We start from the raw sequence: 26656 nt of genomic DNA, 5'->3' as shown, positions 1-26656 counted from the left end.
GTTTGCACAAGATACATCTATATACGCAGCAAAGAGCCCGCAGGATGCAAATACCTTTCCGGTACACATCTATACGGGCTCTTGTATTCATTCTATACCAGTGCTTTGGCAGCTATATCCGTCCGCTGATGTTTGCCATCAAAATGGATAAGCTCCGCCTGTTCATAGGCTTTGTTTCTAGCTTCGGCAATATCCGCACCAAGGCCAACTACGCCCAGGATTCGTCCACCATTCGTGACCCAGTCTCCTGCTTCACTACGCGCAGTACCTGCGTGGAATACCACGGCATTATCTACTTGATCCAGACCTTCAATGACTACGCCTTTGGCATAAGGACCCGGATAACCTCCTGAAGCAAGTACCACACATACTGCGGCTTCATCGCTCCATTCTATCTCAATATCTGCCAGCTTGCCATGAACGGTTGCCCAGAAGATATCAAACAAGTCACTCTTCAGGCGTGGCAGTACGACCTGTGTTTCGGGATCACCAAACCGTGCGTTGAACTCAATCGTTTTGGGTTTACCATCTGGTGAAATCATCAGTCCGGCAAACAATACACCCTGGAATGGACGTCCCTCGGACACCATCGCTTTAGCCGTTGGTTTAATGATCGTCTCCACGGCTTCCTCAATAATAGAAGCAGGAATATGTGGCAAAGGTGAATATGTACCCATACCGCCTGTGTTTGGCCCCTGGTCATTATCGAATACAGGTTTGTGATCCTGTGCTGCCGCCATCGGACGAACCGTCTCCCCATCGACAAAAGCCAGAATGGACATTTCCTGCCCTGCGAGGAATTCCTCGATGATCACTTTGGCTCCCGCTTCACCAAATACTTTGTCCACCATGATGCTGCGAAGTGCCTGATCAGCCTCTTCACGCGAATAAGCTACCGTCACACCTTTGCCCGCTGCCAGTCCATCTGCCTTGATGACAACTGGGATTGCTTGCTCATTCAGGTATGCTTGAGCCTGTTCGTAGTTGTCGAATTTTTCATAGGCTGCGGTTGGAATGTTGTATTTGTGCAGCAGATCCTTCATGAACGTTTTACTTCCTTCGATCTCTGCTGCATTACGACGGGGTCCGAATACCGGAATACCTGTCACGTCAAATGCATCCACGATCCCATCCGCCAGCGGATCATCCGGACCAATAACCACTAAACCCACTTTAAGCTCTACAGCAAGAGCCGTTAGTTTATCGAATTCATTTACCGCAATGGCATGACACTCAGCGAGCTGAGCAATACCTGCATTTCCCGGTGCACAGTGAATCTTGTCTACCTTTGGACTCTTCGCCAGAGCCCAAATGATTGCATGCTCCCGGCCACCGCCGCCTACTACCAGAATATCCATTCGCTCTGTTCCCCCTCCGTGCATAACTCGATTTGTTACGCTACTGCGTATTGAACAACCTAAAAAAGAGGGGGTGTACCATAAGTCATAAGTATGACTGGCGACACCCCTTATTAAATCTTTTTTGCTCTAGTGTTTGAAGTGACGAACGCCTGTGAAGACCATGGCAATTCCGTATTCATTGGCTACTTTGATGGATTCTTCGTCTTTGATCGAACCACCAGGTTGAATTACCGCTGTAATTCCGGCTTTTGCTGCCAGTTCCAGCGTATCACCCATTGGGAAGAACGCATCGGATGCCAGAATAGCACCTTTTGCTTGCTCGCCAGCTTGCTCAATCGCAATTTTGGCTGCACCCACACGATTCATTTGTCCAGCGCCCACACCTACCGTCATATCATTCGCTGCAAGTACAATCGCGTTGGATTTCACATGTTTAACTACTTTCCAGCCAAACAACAGCTGTTTCAGTTCTTCTTCCGAAGGCGCACGATCCGTTACCACGTTCAGCTCGCTCGCTTCGATGGAGTGTACATCGGACTGTTGTACGATCATACCACCGTCGATAGACGTTACCACGAATTGGCTCTCCCGTTTACGAGCAGCATTCAATTCACCCGTTTTCAGCAAACGAATGTTTTTCTTCTTCGTCAAGATATCGAGAGCTTCTTGTGTAAAGTCAGGAGCAAGTATAATTTCCAGGAAAATCTCGCTCAATTTGCCTGCTGTATCACTATCGATAATGCGGTTTGCTGCCACAATGCCACCAAAGATAGACGTTGGATCTGCAGCATATGCCTTGCTGTAAGCTTCATAGATACTTGCACCAATACCCACGCCGCATGGGTTCATATGTTTAACCGCAACAACCGCCGGTTCTTCAAATTCTTTGACAATCTGCAATGCTGCGTTCGCATCGTTGATGTTATTGTAAGACAACTCTTTGCCATGCAATTGCTCGGCTGTTGTCAACGTATCTTGAGCAGCCAGCGGTTTGCGGTAGAATGCCGCCTGCTGGTGTGGATTTTCGCCGTAACGCAAATCCTGGAGTTTTTCGTAAGTAACCGTCAGACGCTCTGGTAGTGGATCACCGTTCAGGTTGGAGAGATAGTCAGAAATAACTGCATCGTAAGCCGCTGTATGGCGGAACACTTTTGCCGCAAGCCGTTTGCGTGTTTCGAGTGTGGTATCTCCATTACTGCGAACTTCTTCAAGCACCTTGCCGTAATCCGCTGTGTCAACAACAACACTGACAAAGGCATGGTTTTTGGCAGCAGAACGAAGCATGGTTGGACCACCGATATCGATGTTCTCGATTGCGTCTTCGTACGTCACATCCGGTTTGGCGATAGTATCTTGGAAGGGGTAGAGGTTTACGACAACGAGGTCAATATAACCCAATCCGTTCTCTTCCATCTGGCGCTTATGCTCTTCGCTGTCACGAACAGCCAGCAACCCACCATGAACTGCCGGGTGCAATGTTTTAACACGTCCGTCCATGATTTCCGGGAACCCGGTCACATCCGAAATTCCGATGACAGGTACGCCTTCCTTCGACAATAGGCTGCTTGTACCTCCTGTCGAAATAATCTCCACACCCATTTGCGACAGCTCGCGGCAAAAGTCCACGATGCCTGTTTTATCCCATACGCTGACCAGCGCTCTTTTGATACTCACAATATGCTCCTCCTTTAATGTCCCATGGCTTCGCGTTTCCTGACGAAACACAGCCGATTTATTTCCCGAGAAATATCACAAAATGCGTACCAATATTCGACTTCTGTTATATAAGTGGAACTAAGATGTTTACACGGGACACTCCGATGACAGAACAACCTTCTAATCGCTGTTATCCCCAGATTTTTTGATTCCCTTTTCTTAAAGGGAAAATCCGGTGATAAAGGCGACCGCTTTGCTTTTTCAGGTTTTTTCTGTCCTCTCCGTTAATGTGTAAAAAAATTTCAACTTATATTAAACCGGTTTGTTAACAGTCACGTGACGTCCGTCTAATTGAACCAGACCTTGAGCGAACCAGGATACCACTTCAGGGTAAAGTTGCTGTTCAGCTGCATGGATGGAACGGCTGATTGACTCAGGCGTATCCTCTGGCAAAATGGGAACGGGATGCTGGGCAATAATCGGCCCTGTATCCATGCCACCGTCCACAAAGTGCACCGTCACGCCTGTAACTTTCACGCCATATTCGAGAGCCTGTCCAATCGCATCCTTGCCTGCAAATGCTGGTAGCAAGGACGGATGAATATTAATCAACCGCCCTGCGTAACGATCCACCACAACCGAAGTCAACAATCTCATATATCCTGCAAGAACAACCAAGTCGATTTTTTTGGATTCAAGCACTTCCACGATCTCTGCCTCATAGGCTTCACGGGAAGCATAATTTTTTGGAGTAAACAGATGACAATCCACGCCTGCGTCCTGTGCCCGCTGCACAACGCGTGCAGCGGGTTTATCACACACGAGCAGATCTACGGATGCATTCAGCCCACCGTTCCGTACTGCATCGACCAATGACTGAAAGTTAGTCCCTTCACCCGAGGCAAATACAGCTATGCGGTAGTTCGCCATTAAACATCCGCTCCCGTGAAGGTTACTCGCGCATCTCCCTCAGTAACACGTCCAATGATGTACGCTTCTTCACCAGATGCTTTCAGTTGTTCCAGCGCTTCCGTTGCATCTGCTTCATTAACCACCAGTACAAGCCCAACACCCATGTTAAATGTGGTGAACATGTCACGGTTCGAGACAGCACCCTTTTCCTGTAACAGGTTGAAGATCGGCAGGATCGGCCAAGAGCCGTAGTCAATATCCACATTCACGTTGTTTGGCAACATACGTGGGATATTCTCGATGAAGCCGCCACCTGTAATGTGTGCCATGCCTTTCACTTTCACCTTTTCCAGCAATGATAACAGAGGTTTAACGTAGATCTTCGTAGGTTCCAGCAGGGAATCACCCAGCTTACCGCCCAGTTCCGCGACTTCATCATGCAGATCAAGTCCCGCATCTTCCAACAAAAGTCTGCGTACCAGCGAGAATCCGTTACTATGCACACCGCTGGAGGCCAGTCCAATCACTGTGTCACCAGGGGCAATGGTTGTACCGTTGATGATCTTTGCTTTGTCCACGATGCCCACCGTGAATCCGGCAATATCGTATTCGCCTTCACTGTACATGCCCGGCATCTCCGCCGTCTCGCCACCGATGAGCGCACAACCAGATTGATGACAGCCTTCAGCGATACCCGCAACAATAGCTTCGATCTTCTCAGGAATGACTTTGTCACATGCCAGATAGTCAAGGAAGAAGAGTGGTTCTGCACCCTGTACCACAATGTCGTTCACACACATCGCTACCGCGTCGATTCCGATGGTATCGTGACGGTCCATGGCAAATGCAATTTTCAGTTTGGTGCCTACGCCATCCGTACCGGATACAAGCACAGGCTCATCGTATTTATCTTTGTTCAAACCGAACAGGGCACCGAATCCACCCAGATCCGTCATCACTTCCGGACGGAAGGTACGTTTCACGTGTTTTTTCATCCGTTCAACCGCTTCATTACCTGCCGCGATATCGACGCCGGCCTTTTTATATGCTTCAGACAAGTGGAATCATCTCCTTTTTTTTCGCCCCACCTAAATCCTCCCGCCCGGGAGGACCCCATAGGACCTTGGCAGGCCCTCTGGACACCCGCCAAAAAAGCGGTGCAGAGGTGGCTGGTGTGATCTTGCTATGGTTGATTCGTACGTGATCTCGCGGGATTGTTCGCCGATTCCGTTGGCTGCAAGCCATCGGTCGGCGAACCCCGCTCAGCTACGCTGCGGGGCAAGCCCGCTGGGCAGCTGCTTTGCTTGGCTGCCTAGCCCCTGTTGCTCCGCAAAGCGGGGCTTGAGGGCGCGGGCTAGGCCCGGGGGCAGCTGCTTCGCTCGGCTGCCTGGCCCCTGTTGCTCCGCAAGGCGGGGCTTGAGGGCGCGGGCTAGGCCCGGGGGCAGCTGCTTCGCTCGGCTGCCCTGGCCCCTGTTGCTCCGCAAGGCGGGGCTTAAGGGCGCGGGTTGCGTCCGGGGGCAGCTGCTTCGCCTAGCTGCCCTGGCCCCTGTTGCTCCGCAAGGCGGGGCTTAAGGGCGCGGGCTGCGTCCAGGGGCAGCTGCTTCGTCTGGCTGCCCTGGCCCCTGTTGCTCCGCAAAGCGGGGCTGAGGGCGCGGGCTATGCCTGGGGCGGCGAGATACGTTTGTCTCGCCACATAACAGCTAGCAACTGCAGCCGAATTTTTCTTCGCCGCCAAAGTCGAGGCGGGTTGGGTAATCATGATCAAAACATGCGAGACATAGTCCGCCTTTAGGATCATCCTGATTATCTCCCTGAATCGATGCAATCAGTCCATCGGGACTGAGGAACTCCAGGGAATCTGCATTAATTTCACGGCAAATTTCTTCAACCGACAACTGAGAAGCAATTAATTCACGGCTGTCAGGCGTATCAATACCGTAGAAACATGGGTTTTTGAAAGGTGGTGATGTAATCCGTACATGTACTTCCGTTGCTCCTGCATCACGCAGCATGTTCACGATCCGACGGGAGGTTGTTCCCCGTACAATGGAGTCGTCAATCATAACCACACGTTTTCCTTCCACAACGCGACGCACAGCGCTCAGCTTCATCTTCACGCCCTGCTCCCGCAATTCCTGGCTTGGCTGGATAAACGTACGTCCGGTGTATTTATTTTTGATCATACCCATCTCATACGGAATGCCTGTCTGTTCAGCGTATCCAATCGCCGCCGAGATGCTGGAATCTGGTACCCCCGTAACCAAGTCCGCATCCACAAACGACTCAATCGCCATCCGGCTTCCCATCCGTTTACGGGCAGCATGCTGATTCGCACCATTCATATCACTATCGGGACGAGCAAAATATATATATTCCATCGCACATAATGCCTTGCGGTGTTTGTGATGATCAAAGCGATCCTCGTGCAGACCATCTGCATCAAGCACGAGCAGCTCACCTGGTTCAATATCACGAATTAACTCTGCGCCAATTGTCTCCAGTGCACACGTCTCGGATGCAAACAGATACGCATCTCCCAGCTTACCCATCGTCAGCGGACGAAGTCCGTGCGGATCGGAAGCCACAAGCAGCTTGTCATTGGTCATGATCAGAAATGCATAACCGCCCACAATGCGCTGGAATGCCTCTTTTGCCGCTTCCACAAGCCCTTTGGAGGATCGTGCAATCAGATGCGCAATGACCTCGGTATCACTCGTTGTTTGGAAAATGGAACCGCTCTGCTCCAGCTCACGCCGGATCGTTGGTGCATTCACAATGTTTCCGTTGGTTGCTACTGCCAAATCGCCATCACGGTATTTGAATACCAATGGCTGAGCGTTCGTCAGTTTACTGTCACCACTTGTTGAATAACGGACATGTCCAATGGAAATATCCCCGGTTAACGTCTGCATCAGGTCTTTGGTGAACACTTCTTTCACCAGACCCATGCCGCGATGATAGTTAAACTGGCTTCCATCACTCACACACATGCCTGCACTTTCTTCGCCCCGATGTTGCAACGCATGCAGTCCATAATAGGAGAGCGAAGCCGCGTCAGGGTGTCTGAACACCCCGAACACACCGCATTCTTCCTTCAATTTGTCGAGTCCTTCCTTGCCGGACCCTTCATTATAATAATCGCCTGTCCACAACGGTCCTGTCGTCAGTTCATGAGACATGGAATCGCATCCTCCCAGACCTGAGCCAAACCTCCTACAGGTTCGCTCACGGCTGATGTTCCGTTCAATTCAATCGTCAGGTTACTTCCTTCTACACGGCCAATCACAGCTACAGGTACACCGCGCTCACGTATAAATGCTTCAAGTTTACCCGCTTGCTCTGGCGTAGCCGACAACAAGATACGGGATTGACTCTCACTGAACAGGGCGTGATCTGCACGCAGTGCAGTCTCCACATTCACCTGTGCTCCTACGTTACCGCTGATACAAGACTCTGCGAGTGCAACAGCCAAGCCGCCTTCAGACAAGTCATGTGCAGAGCGAACGAGACCGGATTGAATAGCTTCCAGCACCGTGCTGAGCAACGCTTTTTCCGTTTGCAAATTCAGTTCTGGCGGACGACCTTCCGTCTGACCATGAACCGCATATTGCAGCTCGCTGCCACCCAGTTCAGCTTTTGTTTCACCGAGGAGGATGATAACATCACCTTCGGATTTGAATGCTTGTGTCGTGATATGATCCGTATCATGAACGAGACCTACCATACCGACAACTGGCGTTGGATAGATGGAGCCTTTGGCGTTTTCATTATACAGACTTACATTACCACCGATGACCGGCGTATCCAGCACACGGCAAGCTTCTGCCATACCGTCTACCGCTTTCTCCATTTGCCAGAAAATATCCGGCTTCTCCGGGTTACCGAAGTTCAGGTTGTCCGTGATCGCCAGCGGCTCAGCACCAGAACATACAATGTTACGCGCTGCTTCACTTACAGCAATCCGTCCACCAACTTCAGGATCAAGGTACACATAACGTCCATTACAGTCCGTTGTCATCGCGAGACCTTTGCGTGTGCCACGAATCGTAACTACAGCTGCATCCGAACCAGGACGAACGGCAGTGCTTGTACGCACCATGTAATCGTATTGATCATACACCCATTTTTTACTCGCTACGGTTGGTGAAGCCAGCACTTGTTTCAGCGCTCCGCCGAGATCCGACACTTCGTCGTAACGAAGCGTGTCGATGGAAGCACTTTGCTCGTAGTATGCAGGTACAGAAGAAGGTTTGTCATAGACTGGACATTCGTCAACCAGTGCCGTTACTGGCATATCTCCAACCACTTCGCCGTGGTGAATCAATTTCAGACGACCATCATCCGTTACTTTACCAACTTTGGCACAGATTACGCCCCAACGTTCAAAGATTTCCATCGCCTGTGCCTCATCCTTCGGCTCAACGACGAACAACATGCGTTCTTGGGACTCAGACAACATCATCTCGTAAGGCGTCATGCCTTCTTCACGTTGTGGTACCTGATCCAGATACAATTCCAGACCGTTACCCGCTTTACTTGCCATCTCTGCACTCGAACATGTCAGACCCGCAGCACCCATATCTTGAATTCCGAGCACGATGCCCGTGTCGATCAATTCCAGACAAGATTCCATTACCAGTTTCTCCATAAACGGGTCACCGACCTGAACCGCTGTCCGTTGGGACTCGGATTCTTCCGTCAGTTCAACCGATGCAAAGGTTGCTCCATGAATACCATCACGGCCTGTCGGTGGCCCAACATAATACACTGGGTTTCCCACACCTTTAGCTACACCGCGCTGAATCTTGTCATGATCAATCAGACCCACACACATCGCGTTAACCAGCGGATTGCCTTCATAGCTCTCATCAAACATCACTTCGCCCGCAACCGTAGGAATACCGATACAGTTACCGTATCCAGCAATACCCGCTACAACATGTTCGAACAAATATTTAACGCGATCACTCTCCAGCTTGCCAAAACGAAGGGAGTTCAGCAATGCAACCGGTCTTGCACCCATGGAGAAAATATCACGGATAATGCCGCCCACACCTGTTGCTGCACCTTGATAAGGCTCAACCGCGGAAGGATGGTTATGGCTTTCAATTTTGAATACAACAGCCTGGTTATCACCGATATCCACGATACCGGCACCTTCACCAGGTCCCATCAGGACACGTGGTCCAGTGGTTGGGAAACGGCGCAGCAATGGCTTGGAGTTTTTATAAGCACAATGCTCGGACCACATTACACTGAACACACCAATTTCCGTGTAGTTTGGCTTGCGCCCCATGAACTCACAGATCAGCTCATACTCGCTGTCAGATACGCCCATTTGTGCGTAAAGTTTATGTTCTGCGACCTGTTCTGCTGTCGGTTCCTTAGCGGATAGCTGCTGCGTCATGCCGATCCCTCCATGCTTTCAAAATAGATGTAAACATACGTTTGCCGTCTTCCGAACCAAACAGTGAATCCACTGCACGCTCTGGATGCGGCATCATGCCGACCACGTTTCCAGCCTCGTTACAGACTCCTGCAATATCACCTAGGGAACCGTTCGGGTTGGTACCATACGTAAATACGATCTGGTTGTTCGCTTGCAGACTCGCTAGCGTCTCTTCGTCGCAATAATAGTTTCCTTCACCGTGAGCAATCGGGATGATAATCTCTTCACCGGGTGCATAGTCACGTGTAAATGGCGTATCTGCATTCGCCACTTTCAGTACCGTATCGTGACAACGGAATTTCAGGGAAGTGTTGCGGATCAATGCACCTGGAAGCAATCCAGCTTCGGTCAGGATCTGGAAGCCGTTGCAAATACCCAAAATATATTTACCTTGTTCAGCAGCTTTCGCTACCTCGTTCATTACCGGTGCAAAGCGGGAAATCGCTCCACAGCGCAAGTAGTCACCATAAGAGAAACCACCTGGAACTAAAATACAATCATAAGCCGAAAGATCTGTAGCCGTGTGCCATACATAATCAACCTCTTGTCCAATCGCATCTTCCACTGCCTTGTAACAGTCGATGTCGCAGTTGGAGCCAGGGAACACAAGAACTGCAAATTTCATGAGATTAACCCTCCAATTCGTAGCGGTAATCTTCAACAACGGTGTTGGCCAGCAGCTTTTCACACATGACTTTCAATCGTTTCTCCGCTTCCGCACGATCTGTTGTATTCAGGTTCAATTCCATGACTTTACCGATCCGTACACTTTCCACTTCATTGAATCCCATGGAATGCAGGGCTCCTTGAACAGCTACGCCTTGCGGGTCGAGTACGCTTTGCTTAATAGTGACATATACGGTTGCTTTGATCATGATCCTTATGTTCCTCCTCAGTAATGAACGGGATAAATGCTTTATGCTGTTAAAAATGGGGTGTGGAGCTTGCTCCGGGGCGGATTGTTCTTTCCGGTCGCTTGTTGTCCCCAGGTTTTTTGTATTGTTTTGGCCCGCTCTGCGGTCAAAACCCGGGGACAAAGGCGAACGCTATCGCTCCTTTAAGAACAATTCCGCCCCTCCGCTAGTCCATGCGACGTTTTTTAAAGTCCTAAACCTTTTAAGTTGCACGGTGTGTAATGGTTGAGACTGACCATTACGTGAAAACAATGAATGGTCTTTAAGTTACTTTAGTAACCTTATTATTTTTATATTTGTAGACTTCCTGTTTAATAGAAGTCTTTGGTCTTAATTGCCTCACCCACCAGTTTGTCACTGGCGGAGGGAAAGATTTGAGCTGGAGAAGCGGAGCGTTCGCCTTTGCAACCGGAATGTTTCCTTTTGAAAAAAGGATTCCAATCAAAACATTCCGGGGGCAACAGCGATCGAAAGCCAAACTTTCCCGTAGCTCACTCAAACGTTAAACTTTATTATTTCGTTAAACGGTTATAAATATCGACGTATCTTGCGGTTGTTGCTTCAACTACCGCTTGTGGGAGGGGATCAGGTTTACTGTTCTTGTCCCAATCGGTTCCGGCAAGGTAGGTGCGCACTGGCTCTTTATCCATGCTGTCGATCTCGATGTCGAGTTCATAATTCTCTTTGGCCCAGAAACGTGAAGCATCTGGAGTGAAGATTTCGTCAATCAGGATGACCTTGCCATCCACGATGCCGAACTCGAATTTGCAGTCTGCCAGAATGATGCCACGCTGATCACAGTAATCACGGGCGAATTCGTACAAGCGCAAGCTTTTTTCTTGAAGCTCCACTGCAAGTGCGTCTCCTACCAGTTCTTTCATGCGATCCATTGGGATGTCTTCATCATGACCAACATCGTTTTTGGCTGCTGGGGTGAAAATGGGAACTTCGAGCTTGGCGTTTTTGCGCAGTCCGTCAGGCAGTTTAATGCCATTCACTTCACCACTCGTCTCGTATTGTCTCCATCCCCCACCAGTGATGTATCCACGCACGACACATTCAATATCAATGCGTTCTGCTTTACGGGTTACCATGATGCGGTCTTTGAGCAATTCAGGGTCTGTGATGAGGTCACCCAGTTGATTCACATCGGTATGAACGACGTGGTTCTCCATCATGTCACCTGTAAGTTCAAACCAGAAACTGCTGAGTTTGTTCAGTACGTTTCCTTTCTCAGGAACTGCCGGGTCCAGCACGTAATCAAATGCCGAGATTCGGTCGGTAACCACGATTAGAAAATGTTCACCCAGATCGTACAATTCACGTACTTTTCCTTTATATAACAGAGGTGCTTTAACGAGATCTGCCGCAGTGGACAGTGCCATGGGCTCACCTTCTTTCAGGAGATGTAAAGTATACGTCCAATTCCCCTCTTCACGCGGGGCCACTACGAATGCAGAACAACCTTCCGATCGCTGTTATCCCCAGATTTTTTGATTCCACTTTTGCAAAGTGAAAATCCGAGGATAAAGGCGAGCGCTTTGCTTCTTCAGTTTTTTTCTGCCTTCTCCGTTCCAGCGTGAACACATAATCAACCTATACTTTTAGAGAGTAGAATAATTCAAAACCTTAATATATTAGTCGTTCAAACCGAGCTTTTTAAAGATGGTGTCTACGTGCTTCAGGTGCCATGACGGGTTGAACGCATCTGCGATTTCCTCTTCGTTCAGTACTTCCGTGATTTCCGGTGTGGATTTCACGATATCCTGGAACTGGCGTTGTTCTTCCCATGCTTGCATCGCACGTGGTTGAACCGTATCGTATGCTTGCTCGCGGCTGAAACCTTTGTCGATCAGCTTGGTCATGATGCGACCGGAGAATGGTACCCCGTAGGTGCGCTCCATGTTGCGTTTCATGTTCTCAGGGAATACCGTCAGGTTCTTCACGATGTTGCCAAAACGGTTCAGCATGTAGTTCAGCAGCATCGTTGCATCTGGCAGAATGATACGTTCTACGGAAGAATGCGAGATGTCGCGCTCATGCCAGAGTGTTACATTCTCGTATGCCGATACCATATGCCCGCGAATGACGCGGGACAGGCCGGAGATGTTTTCGCTACCGATCGGGTTACGCTTGTGCGGCATCGCGGAAGATCCTTTTTGACCTTTAGCAAAAGCCTCTTCCACTTCACGGAACTCACTCTTCTGCAGTGCACGTACCTCTGTAGCAAACTTGTCCAGGGACGTTGCGATCAACGCCAATGTAGCCATATACTCCGCGTGACGGTCACGTTGCAATGTTTGAGTCGAGATTGGCGCAGGTTTCGTGCCCAACTTCTCGCAGACAAACTCTTCAACAAACGGATCGATGTTCGCGTATGTTCCTACTGCGCCTGAGATTTTGCCGTATTGTACATTGTCTGCTGCATGACGGAAACGCTCCAGGTTCCGTTTCATCTCTTCATGCCACAACGCCATTTTCAGTCCAAATGTTGTTGGCTCCGCATGCACGCCGTGCGTACGTCCCATCATTGGCGTGTGCTGATAAGCCAGTGCTTTTTCACGCAGAATTTCAATGAAATTCACGATATCCTTTTCCAGAATCTCATTCGCTTGACGCAGTACATAACCGAGAGCCGTATCCACGACATCTGTGGAAGTCAGTCCGTAGTGCACCCATTTCCGCTCTGCACCCAGACTTTCAGATACTGTACGTGTAAATGCAATAACGTCATGACGTGTTTCCTTTTCAATCTCATAGATGCGGTCGATGTCAAAAGATGCGTTCTGACGAAGCAATGCTGCTTCTTCCTTAGGGATAACACCCAGTTCTGCCCACGCCTCACATGCACAAATTTCAACTTCCAGCCACGATTGGAATTTGTTTTCTTCGGTCCAGATGGCTCTCATTTCGGGTCTGCTATAACGTTCAATCATGAATTTGTATTCCTCCAGAGATTAGTTTGTTCAATCCATTGCAATCCTTCTTCAACATCCTGACAGAGCAGATTCACATGCCCCATCTTCCGTCCTGTTTTTGCTTCGGTTTTACCATATATGTGAAGCTTGGGAATCACACCGAGTTCTATCGCTTCTGCATCAGGTTGCCCTGTTCTTGCGATAATACCTTCCAGATGTTCTCCAAGCACATTGACCATAACAACCGGACTCAATAACGAAGTGTCTCCAAGTGGTAATCCGCAGATCGCACGGATATGTTGTTCGAACTGAGAAGTCACACAAGCTTCCATCGTATAGTGACCAGAATTATGCGGTCTTGGTGCCAGTTCGTTGACGTACAGTCTTCCATCCGCCGCTACAAACAGTTCCACAGCCAGCAGCCCAACAGCTTTCATCGATTCTGCCACCGCCGCTGCCAGTTTCTGTGCTTCAATCTGGATGTCTGCCGCAACTCTAGCCGGTACAATTGAAGCATGCAAAATGTTATTTACATGAATGTTCTCCGCTGGCGGAAACGTTTTAATCTCCCCATTTGTACTGCGCGCTACAACGACCGATATCTCGCATTCAAACTTGATGAATTGTTCCAGCACCAGTTCCGCACCTGTAGCTGCAAGTTCTTCGTACGCAGCCACAGCCTCATTCGCTTCCCGAATTACACGCTGGCCTTTGCCATCGTAACCTCCAGTCACCGTCTTCAGTACACATGGCACTCCAAGTTCGCTTACAGCAGCAAGCATCGTATCCGCACTTGTGATCTCACGATAAGGCGCAACTCTTACTCCAGCAGCTTCAATTGCTCGTTTTTCACGTAACCGATGTTGTGTGGTGTACAGTAACGCACTTCCTTGCGGAACGTATGACTCACGCTCGAGCAGCCCAGCGACTTCTGCATCCACATTTTCAAATTCATACGTAATGACATCGCATTGCCGAGCCAGTTCAAGTGCAGCTTTGGCATCGTCATAACCAGCTTGAATCTGACGAGCAACTTGTCCACAAGGTGCATCCGCAGCGGGATCAAGAGTAACGAATCGATACCCCATTGCCGTTCCTGCGAGCGTCATCATACGTCCGAGCTGTCCGCCTCCAAGAATGCCGATGGTTGTTTTCCCGGGCAGCAGGACATTTTTCAGTTCTCCTGCTATACCGGATTGGTTCCCGGCTCTATTCATAGTTCTTCACTGCTTTCGAGTACTTCTTGTTTGATGCGCTCTCTGCGAGCTTCAGAGCGACGTTGGACATCCGGGTCAAAAGCACCGATCATCTGAGCTGCCAGCAATCCTGCATTCGTTGCCCCTGCCTTGCCAATCGCCACAGTTGCGACGGGAATACCACCAGGCATCTGAACAATGGACAACAAGGAATCGAGACCGTTCAATGCTTTGGATTGAACCGGTACGCCAATGACTGGAAGCATCGTTTTGGCGGCAACCATACCGGGTAGATGTGCTGCCCCGCCTGCCCCTGCAATGATCACCTTGAATCCTCGATCAATTGCTTGCTCTGCGTATTCAAACATCAGATCCGGTGTACGATGGGCGGAGACCACCTTTTTCTCATACCCAATCTCCAGCTCGTCCAGCACCTCGCACGCATGTTTCATCGTTTCCCAATCCGACTTGCTGCCCATAATTACAGCGACTTGCAGTGACATGAATACATCCAACTCCCGTCTGCGCTTTTTTGATTACATCTGACTATTAAGGAACTCTTATTACGTGTGAAATGAAAAAATCCGCTACCCGCGAAAACATCACATTTTCTCCGGACACCGGACTCCAAGAAATACGTATCCCTCATTTGGGCATGCCAAAAGGGGGCTTGCTGTCCGCATCTGGTTGCATGCGACTCTCAGCCGTATCTCCTCGTAGTCCGGAAATTTACGGTTCCCGGGTAGATACTTCCGGGCCCTATCCCCGGCGTTATACGAGCAAATATCTATCAAACTATCTTCGTTCATTTTGGTAATCTCTTATTACATATTTCGTTCCTACTCGACCTTATTCTTACCTGATCGACACATCTAACATTCTAACAATCCCCTACAGCTAATGTCAACTTAAAGACGAACATTTAACATATTGACAAATATAATGTTCGGGAATTGCTTCATTAAATTCGGTTAGCCATCCATTTCATCCCATAAAAGAAAGCCGGCTCCTCTTCAATCTCTCGAAGACAACCGGCTTCCTGCTTTTCAGTGCGTACACACTTCATCCATTATTTTACGATCAGTACTGGAACCTGAGCATGCTGTACCACATTGTGACTGACACTACCCAGGACAAATTCCCGAATTCCACCGAGTCCGCGGCTACCAATAATAATGATATCAGAATCATTTTCTTTGGCAAAATCAAGCAGTACTTCCGCAGCCGCTCCTTGAATCAGATCCACATTGGCCGTTACACCAGCAGCCTGAATTCGCTCTTTTGCTTCATCTGTCGTCTGTACCGCCAGATTGTAGTAGTCATTATTAAGTGAAGGTGGCAGTGGAGCCAACCCCTCACCGATGAATACACGCGGGAAATCAAAAGCATGAATGACATCCAGTACTGCATTTGGGGACACTTTAGCTAGCTCAATCGCACGATCAAGTGCTTTATTTGAAGCTTTCGAACCATCATAAGCCACTAATATTTTGGAAAATAACATGTGAATCCCGTCCCTTCCTTTATATGTAGAGCACGCGAAGCAAGCTTCGGTCTGACATGTAATAAACTAACAGAACCATATAACTCCTTAAACGTTCCGCAGCCACTATGAACCATTTATACGAATGAATTTACATATGAAACCCTACTATGAACGGTTACGCATGTGTTCCATGTATTCATTGAATAAAGTAACCATAGATTACCGCATTCAAGAATAACAACAATGGAATGCCAATGGTGAAGCTCGGATGTTTGGTTTTATGCCTTTTCCGATACATCGCGATCCAGACTCCCAAAGCACCGCCTATAAATGCTAATAAGAATAACGTCCGTTCGGGTGTACGGTCACGACGCTGTTGTGCACGCCTCTTATCGTCCGACATCACCAGATAACCAACTACATTAATAAATAAAAACCACAATATAAGTCCGGTTTGCATATAATTCTAGCGATCCCCCTGTCCCGGGACATCTCCCTGTCTCCATTATAGTCCTCATCAGAGACATGTTCAACGCACCGGGTAGGGAACCGCAATTTTGTGTAATAACGCTAACCTCGCTCTGACTTAGGATTCCTGCTTTGGAATACCGTTCAGGCTTGGTGCTCTTTTGGCTGCTTTGTCCGGGCGCACAGCGATACTCTCTTCCCGAATACTGTCTTTGTTTTGCTGGTTATGGATTTTCTCTGGTTTGTTATGCGGCATATAGGTATCACCTCCTTGGCTTACGTTGCCTGAAAACGGAGGATCTTATACTACCTCAACTACCCTCAAGCGTGTTACTCTCCCTTTTTCTCCATAGCCGCCTTCAGCAGTTCACCCAGATTGGAACCGATGGACTCCTGCTTAGCATATTGTTTCACCAGCTTTTGCTGATCGCGTTTGTTCACATGCTGTTTATCCTTATCCAACGTTTCAGTAATACCACAAGGTAGACATTGTACGTATAACCCCGCCTTGCCTTCTTTGATTTCCATCTTTTTGTGGCACTGCGCACAACGACGATTGGACAATCTTTTTTCTGCCGAACGACGATACCCGCAGTCCTCGGTAGGACATACAAGAAACTTGCCGCGCTTGCCTTTCTTCTCCAACAACCGTGCGTTACAATCCGGGCAATGGCTATTGGACACATTATGCGGCTTGTACTCTGCTTTGCTGCCTTTTACCGTAGACACCAGCTCTTTCGCCATGGATCGGATACTATCCAGAAACGGCCCCGGTTTCCCTTGCCCACGAGCGATGCGTTCCAGTTCAGCTTCCCAGCGAGCAGTCAGATCCGGTGTACGAAGCTGCGGAGCAGCCAGTTCAATCAACTGTTTTCCTTTGCCAGTCGGGTGCATGCTGTTGCCTTGACGATCTATTGTATCGGAACTGACCAGCTTCTCGATAATATCCGCCCGCGTAGCCGGAGTCCCGAGTCCATGCTTTTCCATCTGAGAAAGCAAAGCAGCTTCGGTATACCGTTTGGGCGGCATCGTCCGTCCACTTTTAATGTGACAACGCTGAACCGTCACGGACTGTCCTTGCTGCACATCTGGCAAAAGCGCACGCTCATGGTCTGTTGCATCATCAGCACGGTCATCGTCATCATCGCTGTAATCACCGCCGTATACTTCACGCCATCCACTTTCTTTCACTGTTGTTCCTTTGACATGGAAGGAGTCATTCCCCACTTGAACCGTGATCGCAACCGAATCGTACTTCGCTGCCGGATAAAACAGGCTGATAAATCGACGTACAATTAGATCGTACAATTTGCGTTCCTCCGGATTCAGTTGATTCAGAAGCACCGTCTGCTCCGTGGGGATAATCGCATGGTGATCGGTAACTTTACTGTCATCCACAATACGTTTGGTGATATTCAGATTTTTGCGCAGCAAAGGACGTGCCAGAGACGCATAAGGTCCAATGGCTACACTGTCCAGCCGTTCTTTCAACGTAGCTGTCATGTCCGAAGTGAGGTATCGGCTGTCCGTACGTGGGTACGTTACGAGCTTGTGCTGTTCATACAGACGCTGCAGGACGTTTGATGTTTGCTTTGCAGAGAAACCATACTTCCGGTTGGCATCCCGTTGCAATTCCGTCAGGTCATATGCAAGTGGATGAGGCTCTACCTTCTCGCTTTTTTTCACTTGAGCAATCGTGCCCTTGCGCCCATCTACCCGTTTCTTCAATTCTTGCGTTTCTTGAGGGTCGAAAATTCGTGAATCTCCTCCAGCTGCCCGCCACACAGCCTGAAAACCACCCAAATCTGCCGTTATCGTCTCATACTCCTGCGAGCGGAAACCATTAATTTCATTTTCTCTATCCATAATCATGCCCAAGGTCGGCGTTTGGACCCGTCCAGCAGACAACTGCGCATTGAAACGAACGGTTAGTGCACGGGTCACGTTAAGTCCAATCATCCAGTCGGCTTCCGCACGGCAACGTGCAGATTCATAGAGACGGTCGAACTGACTGCCTGGCTTCAGCGAAGCAAATCCGTCTTTGATCGCCTTATCTGTCTGGGATGAAATCCACAGACGTTTAAAAGGTTTTTTCCACCCCGCCATCTGCATGATCCAACGGGCCAGCAATTCTCCCTCACGTGCTGCATCCGTCGCAATAACCAGCTCCCCCACATCCTGACGCTTCATCAACTGCTGCACGGCTTTATATTGATGGTTGGTCTCTTTAAGTACCTTCAGTTTCGTACGCTCTGGCAGAATGGGCAGGTCCTCCAGATTCCATGTTGCATACTTTTTATCGTAATCCTCGGGTTCAGCTAATCCAACCAGATGTCCAAGCGCCCAGGTAACGATATATTTCGGGCCTTCCATGTAACTTTTATGTTTATCACGCGCACCCATAACTCTGGCTATTTCGCGTGCTACAGATGGTTTTTCTGCGAGTACCAATGTCTTCACTTCATATCTCTTCCTCTCTGGTAGAACGTTATGTCTCTTTTATTCCTATCTTTTCATTATATCATTTCACACTATAGGTATGCTCTGTCATCTCTACTTCCTAATCTACTCGTATCCTGTAACCTCATGTTTAATCAACATATCGATTACATGTTATATTTCTTCACATTGAAATGTGTAATAGTTTTTCTGAGTACATGTAAACAGAAGCATGAATAAGTATTAACACTGTAAAGTATTGATGTATACGTTTTTTTGGATAAATATAAACCTTGTAAGATTACCTAACATGACTATACAATGTGTCAAAAGCATAGAAACAGAATCGCTGCTACACACATCAATGAGACACAGGAAGGGAGCGTGGATGCATGACTTATCATGGATCTGTATTGAAAAAAAGTGGGGCTTTGTTACTGGCGGGAGCTGTTGTTGCCACAACATGGGGAGGAACGTTACCTTCGGCATCAGCTGCAACGGCAACGCCTACGAGTAAAACAACAGTAGCTGCTGTATCCAAAGGAAAAGCGCCTGCTACTCCGGCAGCATTTGTTCAGGCCATGGAAGAAGCGGCAACACTTGCAGGTGTTCCTTTTACCATGGACAAGCTATCCGGCACAACCGTACAACGTAAAGATGCTGCGGTCGCCTTGCAACAATGGCTCAAGCTGGAATCGACTACCGAATCATTCAAGGATGTCCCGGATGAAGCCACTTTCGCAGGTGCTGTTGGTGCACTGAACACTGCGGGGTTGATGAAAGGTTATACGGAATCCCTCTTCCTTCCAAACGCTGTACTTACCGAGAATGATCTATCTGTATTGAAAGACCGCATTTATAACTACATAAAACCGTTTGTGCTGGAGGAAGCAACCATTATGGATCTCCAGACTGCAATGACGCAAGGAAAACTGACATCAAAAGAGTTGGTTCAGAAATATCTGGACCGCATTGAAAAATACGATGATCAAGGTGTAAGCATCAACGCTGTATTAACCCTGAACCCGGATGCGCTCCAAATTGCGGAGCAATTGGATGAAGAACGTGCAGCTCAAGGTGCTCGTGGACCTCTGCATGGCGTTCCGATTCTGGTGAAAGACAATTTCGATACCAATGATATGCCGACAACCGCAGGCTGTATCTGTCTGAAAGATTCCATTCCTGCTCACGATGCTGAACAAGTGAAGAAACTCAAAGCAGCTGGGGCCATTATTTTGGGCAAAACAAACCTGCATGAATTCGCATTTGGCATCACGACATCCAGCTCATTGGGTGGACAAACACTGAACCCTTACGCCCTGGACCACTATCCAGGTGGCTCAAGCGGTGGAACAGGTGCTGCCATTGCGTCTAACTTTGCCGCAGCCGGCATGGGTACAGACACTGGTGGCTCAATCCGAATCCCATCCAGCTTCAACAGCCTTGTGGGTATCCGCCCAACCATTGGACTGTCCAGCCGTGAAGGCATTATCCCATTGGCTTTGACACAGGATGTCGGTGGACCTATGGCTCGTACCGTAAGTGATGCCGCAATCATGCTCGATGCTACAGCCGGCTATGACAAGAAAGATGTCGCTACAGCTTACGCGGTTGGAAAAATTCCTTCCAGCTACACTGATTTCTTGGATGTAAACGGACTGAAAGGTGCACGCATCGGTGTGGCCACAGAACTCATCCCAAGTACCAAAGCTGAAGAAAAAGCCGTTGCTGACGTCATCAACAAAGCTGTAGAAGAACTGAAGTCACTTGGCGCTACCGCAGTTCCAATTTCTATCCCGAACTTGGCTGAGATCAACAAATACCCAAGCCTTAGTGGATATGAATTCAAGTTCCAGCTGAATGACTATCTGGAGTCATTGGGTGCAGATGCTCCATATCACAGTCTGTCCGAGATCATCGCTTCCGGAGAGTTTGATAAGTCACAAGAACAATCCATGAAGACTCGGGATGCACGCCAAACATTGGAGACTACCGAATACAAGGACATCGTCCTGAAACGTACCCAAGTTACACGTGAGTCCCTGCTGAAAGTTATGGCAGACAATAACCTGGATGCCATCATCTATCCTACGTCCACACAAGCCGCTGGTGTTATTGGCGAAGGACAAAACTCCGGTGGTAACAACCGTCTGAGTCCATTCTCCGGCTTCCCAGCGATCACGGTCCCTGCTGGTTTCACAACTGATGGTTTGCCTGTAGGCATGGAATTCCTGGGTCGTGCCTTTGATGAAGGTACCTTGATCAAGCTGGCTTACAGCTACGAACAAGGTACACATCACCGCCAAGCGCCTAAGCTTACGCCGTAAAATATTTATGGGATTAAGCAATTCCAGTAAACACAAAAAATAGATGCAATCATATCACTTTTTTGAAACGAGTTAACCCACTAAAGAGACCACCCTCTTCATGACTGCATGAAGTTTGGGTGGTCTCTTTTTTTCTCTATTTATCTGTGTGTTGCATACCGTCGTATGTTACTCATTCCTGAATCTTGTCCGGCACGCCCCATTTCAGTACCAGACCTGCGTACGTCAGACCACCACCAAAGCCAAAGAGAGCTACGCTCTGTCCTTCTTTCAATTTCCCTTCATCCACTGCAAGCTGTAAAGCAAGCGGAATGGAAGCAGCAGAGGTGTTCCCACGATACTCCACACTGGTTAAAGTACGTTCCAAAGGAATCGGACCACGCTCGCAAACAGCCTCAATCATTCTCATATTGGCACTATGCGGGACAAACCAGTCAATCTGCTCAGGTCTTAATCCAGCTTTAGTTATAAGATTACTTAATTGCTCTGGGATCGTCCGTACAGCCCACTTATAAATCTCTCGCCCATTCTGAACAAGGCATCCCTCACCCTGCAAAGGCATACCATTCATCTCCGAAGACAGACCACTCTTATAGAGATGTACACCGCCTTCTCCATGTGTACCTGATATGGCTGCCATAAAGTCACCTTCAGCACCCGATGATCTCTCGACCAAGAAGGCCCCCGCTCCATCACCAAACAGTACACAAGTCGTGCGGTCTGTGTAATCCGTAATTTTGGATAACGTCTCTGCTCCAATAACCAGTACTTTGCGGTACATTCCACTGGTCACCAGACTGTCAGCAAGCTGTAGCCCGTAGGTAAAACCTGCGCATGCAGCATTTAAATCCAGTACGCCCGTGTGTGGGATCTTAAGGTTAGCCTGTACTCTGGATGCGGTACTTGGGAAAGCATATTCAGGTGTACTTGTAGCCACAAGGATCATATCCACATCTTCTACACTTACATCATAACGATGTATCATATCTTCTACAGCCTTCGTAGCCAGATCAGATACAAATTGATCTTCAGCTGCAATTCGCCGTTCTCTCATGCCTGTACGTTGCACAATCCATTCGTCACTTGTCTCGACCAATTTCTCCAGATCAGCATTCGTTAATATTCGATCCGGTACATACGTCCCCATTGCCGTAATGGTTGCCTTTGATTGATGATTCATACCGGTAGTCACCTCACTTGTTTTTTTACCATTATAGCACTTAGTCTTAGTACTTGGTACTAATTTTATAAAATATTTATTATGATTCTTTCGTTAGTTGTCTATTTTAAGTGATCTCTTCATTCTATTACCCAGAGTAATACAAACGATGGCATGCATTTTTGATGAAGAATTGTGGATAGCGCCTGACTAACATGAAGAATGCCTTAATTAAATGCGTTTTCTATAGACAGCTCATTCCATCAGGAGGAAAATAAACAAATTGCCCTACATTACTAAAGAATAGAGATGATCTACGCTCATGAAAAAAGAATTAAATATCCTTGCCATTTCCGGAAGTCTCCGCAATCAGTCCTCCAATACGTTACTAATGCACGCCATGATTAAGCTGGCTACGCCTAACCTTAAGTTTCAAATCTATGATGGATTAAATGATCTACCGCATTTTAACCCTGACATCGATGTCGCGGAGGGCCCAGTGTCCGTACAGAACTTGAGAGCCCAACTTAAGCATTCGGACGGTGTCCTAATCTGCACGCCAGAGTATGGAAATGGCGTTCCTGGGGTCTTAAAAAACGCACTAGATTGGATTGTATCTTCTGGAGAATGGTTCAATAAACCCACCATTGTCATTGCTGCTTCCCCAAGCCCCATGGGAGGTGACAAAGCCCATGCTTCCTTATTGCTTACACTAAACATGATTAATGCACAGGTCTTACAAGAGGGCTGCTTAACTATTCCTCATATTACATTGAAAATGAACAAACAAGGCGTCATCATTGATTCGGAAACCCAGCGTGCATTGCAGAACTCCCTTACAATCCTTGCGGAGGCTTGCGACCAAATAAAGGGCTAGACAGATGTTGTACTTAAATCGATGATAGAGAAATGAACCATTTAAAGTTATTTAATATTCTCATAAATATTGAAATAAAAAAACAGCCCTGGTAAATAACCAAGGCTGTTAAGGTTTATATAAGCAGTTAAGGAAAATATAAAAAACACACTCGAAATCATTCAAGTGTGTCTTCCTGTTGCTTGGCGGCGTCCTACTCTCCCAGGACCCTGCGGTCCAAGTACCATCGGCGCTAGAGGGCTTAACGGTCGTGTTCGGGATGGGTACGTGTGGAACCCCTCCGCCATCGCCACCAAACGCATAGCTTACATTTCAGAGATCATTCTCTGAAAACTAGATTCGAAACGAAACATGCGAATTATCACTTGCTAATTGGATAAGCCCTCGACCGATTAGTACTGGTCAGCTCCATGCATTGCTGCACTTCCACCCCCAGCCTATCTACCTCGTCGTCTTCAAGGGGTCTTACATACTGGGAAATCTCATCTTGAGGGGGGCTTCACGCTTAGATGCTTTCAGCGTTTATCCCGTCCGTACATAGCTACCCAGCGGTGCTCCTGGCGGAACAACTGGTACACCAGCGGTACGTCCATCCCGGTCCTCTCGTACTAAGGACAGCTCCTCTCAAATTTCCTACGCCCACGACAGATAGGGACCGAACTGTCTCACGACGTTCTGAACCCAGCTCGCGTACCGCTTTAATGGGCGAACAGCCCAACCCTTGGGACCTACTTCAGCCCCAGGATGCGATGAGCCGACATCGAGGTGCCAAACCTCCCCGTCGATGTGGACTCTTGGGGGAGATAAGCCTGTTATCCCCAGGGTAGCTTTTATCCGTTGAGCGATGGCCCTTCCATGCGGTACCACCGGATCACTAAGCCCGACTTTCGTCCCTGCTCGACTTGTAGGTCTCGCAGTCAAGCTCCCTTATGCCTTTGCACTCTTCGAATGATTTCCAACCATTCTGAGGGAACCTTTGGGCGCCTCCGTTACTCTTTAGGAGGCGACCGCCCCAGTCAAACTGCCCACCTGACACTGTCCCCGCACCGGATTACGGTACCAGGTTAGAACCTAGATACGATCAGGGTGGTATCCCAACGTTGCCTCCACGCAAGCTGGCGCTCACGCTTCAAAGGCTCCCACCTATCCTGTACAGATCGTACCCAAATTCAATATCAAGCTGCAGTAAAGCTCCATGGGGTCTTTCCGTCTTGTCGCGGGTAACCTGCATCTTCACAGGTATTAAAATTTCACCGGATCTCTCGTTGAGACAGCGCCCAAGTCGTTACGCCATTCGTGCGGGTCAGAATTTACCTGACAAGGAATTTCGCTACCTTAGGACCGTTATAGTTACGGCCGCCGTTTACTGGGGCTTCGGTTCACAGCTTCGGATTGCTCCTAACCACTCCCCTTAACCTTCCAGCACCGGGCAGGCGTCAGCCCGTATACTTCGCCTTACGGCTTCGCACAGACCTGTGTTTTTGCTAAACAGTCGCTTGGGCCTTTTCACTGCGGCCCCCTCGTGCTATTCACACTACCGGGGCACCCCTTCTCCCGAAGTTACGGGGTCATTTTGCCGAGTTCCTTAACGAGAGTTCTTCCGCGCGCCTTAGAATACTCTTCTCGCCTACCTGTGTCGGTTTGCGGTACGGGCACCTTCACCTGGCTAGAGGCTTTTCTTGGCAGTGTGAGATCATGACCTTCGCTACTACAATTTTCGCTCCCCATCACAGCTCAGCCTTACAATGTGCGGATTTGCCTACACATCAGCCTTACTGCTTAGACGGACATCCATCAGTCCGCGTCACTACCCTACTGCGTCCCCCCATTGCTCATAACGGCTTACGGTGGTACAGGAATTTCGACCTGTTGTCCTTCGACTACGCCTTTCGGCCTCGCCTTAGGTCCCGACTTACCCTGAGCGGACGAGCCTTCCTCAGGAACCCTTAGGCTTTCGGCGGATCAGATTCTCACTGATCTTTTCGTTACTCATACCGGCATTCTCACTTGTATAATGTCCAGCGCTCCTTACGGTACACCTTCAACCCTTATACAACGCTCCCCTACCCCTGATGCAAAGCATCAAGCCATAGCTTCGGTGGTGTGTTTAGCCCCGTTACATTTTCGGCGCAGAGTCACTCGACCAGTGAGCTATTACGCACTCTTTCAATGGTGGCTGCTTCTAAGCCAACATCCTGGTTGTCTGTGCAACTCCACATCCTTTCCCACTTAACACACACTTGGGGACCTTAGCTGATGGTCTGGGCTGTTTCCCTTTTGACAATGGATCTTAGCACTCACTGTCTGACTCCCGGAAGTAAGTCTATGGCATTCGGAGTTTGACTGAGCTTGGTAACCCTTGCGGGCCCCGCACCCAATCAGTGCTCTACCTCCACGACTCTGTTTTCCGAGGCTAGCCCTAAAGCTATTTCGGGGAGAACCAGCTATCTCCGAGTTCGATTGGAATTTCTCCGCTACCCCCACCTCATCCCCGCATTTTTCAACATGCGTGGGTTCGGGCCTCCAGTGCGTGTTACCGCACCTTCACCCTGGACAGGGGTAGATCACCCGGTTTCGGGTCTACGTCCACGTACTAAGTCGCCCTATTCAGACTCGCTTTCGCTGCGGCTCCGGCTCTTCACCTTAACCTTGCACGGGAACGTAACTCGCCGGTTCATTCTACAAAAGGCACGCCATCACCCCTAAAACGGGCTCTGACTTTTTGTAAGCACACGGTTTCAGGTTCTATTTCACTCCCCTTCCGGGGTGCTTTTCACCTTTCCCTCACGGTACTGCTTCACTATCGGTCGCTAGGAAGTATTTAGCCTTGGCAGATGGTCCTGCCGGATTCATACGGGGTTTCACGTGCCCCGCACTACTCGGGATCCGTCTCGGAGGGAACAGACTTTCAACTACAGGGCTTTTACCTTCTTTGGCGGGCCTTTCCAGACCTCTTCGCTTAACCGGTTCCTTTGTAACTCCATGTGAGACGTCCCACAACCCCAAAGAGCAAGCTCTCTGGTTTGGGCTTCTCCGCGTTCGCTCGCCGCTACTGACGGAATCACTATTGTTTTCTCTTCCTCAGGGTACTTAGATGTTTCAGTTCCCCTGGTATGCCTCACACTAACCTATGTATTCAGTTAGGTGTAACTGGAAATTACCCCAGCTGGGTTTCCCCATTCGGACACCCCCGGATCAAAGCTTGCTTACAGCTCCCCGAGGCAGTTTCGTTGTTCGCCACGTCCTTCATCGGCTCCTAGCGCCTAGGCATCCTCCGTGTGCTCTTAGTAGCTTAACCATTTTGTTCCGGTTTCGGTCGCTCGCTTCCCTTGGTTTGCTTGCGCAAAGCCAAAAGTCGCTCTCACCCGATACCATCACAAAAGCAATTTGACTACCGTTTTTATTGAAACTTGTTTAACACAAGTTCAGCTAAAAAGGAATGTTCTAATTCGCGTTTGTTTCGTTTCGATATCTAGTTTTCAAAGAACAAGCTC

Annotated in this window: 19 protein-coding genes, 2 rRNA genes and 1 riboswitch; of the genes, 2 read left to right on the top strand and 19 right to left on the bottom strand. The window is 48.8% G+C overall.

Annotated elements, in window-relative coordinates; genetic code table 11:
* Positions 1–92 precede the first annotated feature (92 nt).
* From purD to MKY87_RS19550, 16 genes are all read right to left on the bottom strand, one after another.
* A complete protein-coding gene (gene purD / locus MKY87_RS19625; protein WP_340965779.1) occupies positions 93–1358 on the bottom strand; it encodes a phosphoribosylamine--glycine ligase in 1266 nt (421 codons plus the stop codon).
* Positions 1359–1487: 129 nt separating this feature from the next.
* Positions 1488–3035, bottom strand: coding sequence for a bifunctional phosphoribosylaminoimidazolecarboxamide formyltransferase/IMP cyclohydrolase (purH, locus tag MKY87_RS19620; protein WP_133387391.1), 1548 nt, complete (start codon positions 3033–3035; stop codon positions 1488–1490).
* Between the two features lie 294 nt (positions 3036–3329).
* Entirely contained in the window at positions 3330–3947 is a 618-nt protein-coding gene (gene purN, locus MKY87_RS19615; RefSeq protein ID WP_338590815.1) for a phosphoribosylglycinamide formyltransferase, read from the bottom strand.
* Entirely contained in the window at positions 3947–4987 is a 1041-nt protein-coding gene (gene purM / locus MKY87_RS19610) for a phosphoribosylformylglycinamidine cyclo-ligase (RefSeq protein ID WP_339786394.1), read from the bottom strand. The genes purN and purM overlap by 1 nt, the downstream gene beginning before the upstream one ends.
* 642 nt (positions 4988–5629) lie before the next feature.
* Positions 5630–7108 carry an amidophosphoribosyltransferase gene (gene purF, locus MKY87_RS19605; protein ID WP_249913554.1) on the bottom strand — a complete coding sequence of 493 codons (1479 nt, stop codon included), beginning with the start codon at positions 7106–7108 and terminating at the stop codon, positions 5630–5632.
* The gene (purL, locus tag MKY87_RS19600; RefSeq protein ID WP_340965777.1) at positions 7093–9336 is read right to left on the bottom strand and encodes a phosphoribosylformylglycinamidine synthase subunit PurL; all 2244 of its coding nucleotides are present in this window, start codon (positions 9334–9336) and stop codon (positions 7093–7095) included. The genes purF and purL overlap by 16 nt, the downstream gene beginning before the upstream one ends.
* Positions 9314–10003: a phosphoribosylformylglycinamidine synthase subunit PurQ gene (gene purQ, locus MKY87_RS19595; RefSeq protein ID WP_036606071.1), complete on the bottom strand. Its 690-nt coding sequence runs from the start codon at positions 10001–10003 to the stop codon at positions 9314–9316. Before purQ ends, purL begins: the two co-directional genes overlap by 23 nt.
* Before the next feature lie 4 nt (positions 10004–10007).
* Complete coding sequence (gene purS, locus MKY87_RS19590) at positions 10008–10253, bottom strand: phosphoribosylformylglycinamidine synthase subunit PurS (RefSeq protein WP_340965775.1); 246 nt, start codon at positions 10251–10253, stop codon at positions 10008–10010.
* Between the two features lie 551 nt (positions 10254–10804).
* The gene (locus tag MKY87_RS19585) at positions 10805–11677 is read right to left on the bottom strand and encodes a phosphoribosylaminoimidazolesuccinocarboxamide synthase (protein WP_105405779.1); all 873 of its coding nucleotides are present in this window, start codon (positions 11675–11677) and stop codon (positions 10805–10807) included.
* 252 nt (positions 11678–11929) lie between these two features.
* A complete protein-coding gene (gene purB / locus MKY87_RS19580; protein ID WP_036668399.1) occupies positions 11930–13228 on the bottom strand; it encodes an adenylosuccinate lyase in 1299 nt (432 codons plus the stop codon).
* Positions 13225–14427 (bottom strand): 5-(carboxyamino)imidazole ribonucleotide synthase, encoded by a 1203-nt coding sequence (purK, locus tag MKY87_RS19575; protein ID WP_340965773.1) that lies wholly within the window; start codon positions 14425–14427, stop codon positions 13225–13227. The genes purB and purK overlap by 4 nt, the downstream gene beginning before the upstream one ends.
* Positions 14424–14909, bottom strand: coding sequence for a 5-(carboxyamino)imidazole ribonucleotide mutase (gene purE, locus MKY87_RS19570; protein ID WP_017690699.1), 486 nt, complete (start codon positions 14907–14909; stop codon positions 14424–14426). Before purE ends, purK begins: the two co-directional genes overlap by 4 nt.
* Before the next feature lie 194 nt (positions 14910–15103).
* Positions 15104–15205: riboswitch (purine riboswitch) on the bottom strand.
* Between the two features lie 270 nt (positions 15206–15475).
* Positions 15476–15910, bottom strand: coding sequence for a universal stress protein (locus MKY87_RS19565; protein ID WP_047840488.1), 435 nt, complete (start codon positions 15908–15910; stop codon positions 15476–15478).
* Between the two features lie 178 nt (positions 15911–16088).
* On the bottom strand, positions 16089–16352 hold the full coding sequence (locus tag MKY87_RS19560) for a DUF1294 domain-containing protein (RefSeq protein WP_017690702.1): 264 nt from the start codon (positions 16350–16352) through the stop codon (positions 16089–16091).
* A 126-nt stretch (positions 16353–16478) separates the two neighbouring features.
* On the bottom strand, positions 16479–16616 hold the full coding sequence (locus MKY87_RS19555) for a hypothetical protein (RefSeq protein WP_017690703.1): 138 nt from the start codon (positions 16614–16616) through the stop codon (positions 16479–16481).
* 74 nt (positions 16617–16690) lie between these two features.
* Positions 16691–18820: a DNA topoisomerase III gene (locus MKY87_RS19550; protein ID WP_340965772.1), complete on the bottom strand. Its 2130-nt coding sequence runs from the start codon at positions 18818–18820 to the stop codon at positions 16691–16693.
* 371 nt (positions 18821–19191) lie between these two features.
* On the opposite strand from MKY87_RS19550, the gene MKY87_RS19545 reads away from it, so the two are divergent.
* Complete coding sequence (locus tag MKY87_RS19545; protein WP_340965771.1) at positions 19192–21126, top strand: amidase family protein; 1935 nt, start codon at positions 19192–19194, stop codon at positions 21124–21126.
* Positions 21127–21298: 172 nt separating this feature from the next.
* On the opposite strand, the gene MKY87_RS19540 is transcribed toward MKY87_RS19545, so the two are convergent.
* A complete protein-coding gene (locus MKY87_RS19540; RefSeq protein WP_340965770.1) occupies positions 21299–22306 on the bottom strand; it encodes a ketoacyl-ACP synthase III in 1008 nt (335 codons plus the stop codon).
* Between the two features lie 301 nt (positions 22307–22607).
* On the opposite strand from MKY87_RS19540, the gene MKY87_RS19535 reads away from it, so the two are divergent.
* Positions 22608–23162, top strand: a complete 555-nt coding sequence (locus MKY87_RS19535; protein ID WP_340965769.1) for an NADPH-dependent FMN reductase — start codon at positions 22608–22610, stop codon at positions 23160–23162.
* Positions 23163–23342: 180 nt separating this feature from the next.
* On the opposite strand, the gene rrf is transcribed toward MKY87_RS19535, so the two are convergent.
* Both rrf and MKY87_RS19525 read right to left on the bottom strand, forming a co-directional pair.
* Positions 23343–23459: ribosomal RNA gene (gene rrf / locus MKY87_RS19530) — 5S ribosomal RNA — on the bottom strand.
* 75 nt (positions 23460–23534) lie between these two features.
* Positions 23535–26460, bottom strand: a 23S ribosomal RNA gene (locus MKY87_RS19525).
* Positions 26461–26656 lie beyond the last annotated feature (196 nt).

Source organism: Paenibacillus sp. FSL R7-0198, assembly GCF_038000415.1.
Classification (GTDB): domain Bacteria; phylum Bacillota; class Bacilli; order Paenibacillales; family Paenibacillaceae; genus Paenibacillus.
Note: the sequence above shows the minus strand (reverse complement) of the source record. Positions and strands in the feature narration are given on the sequence as shown.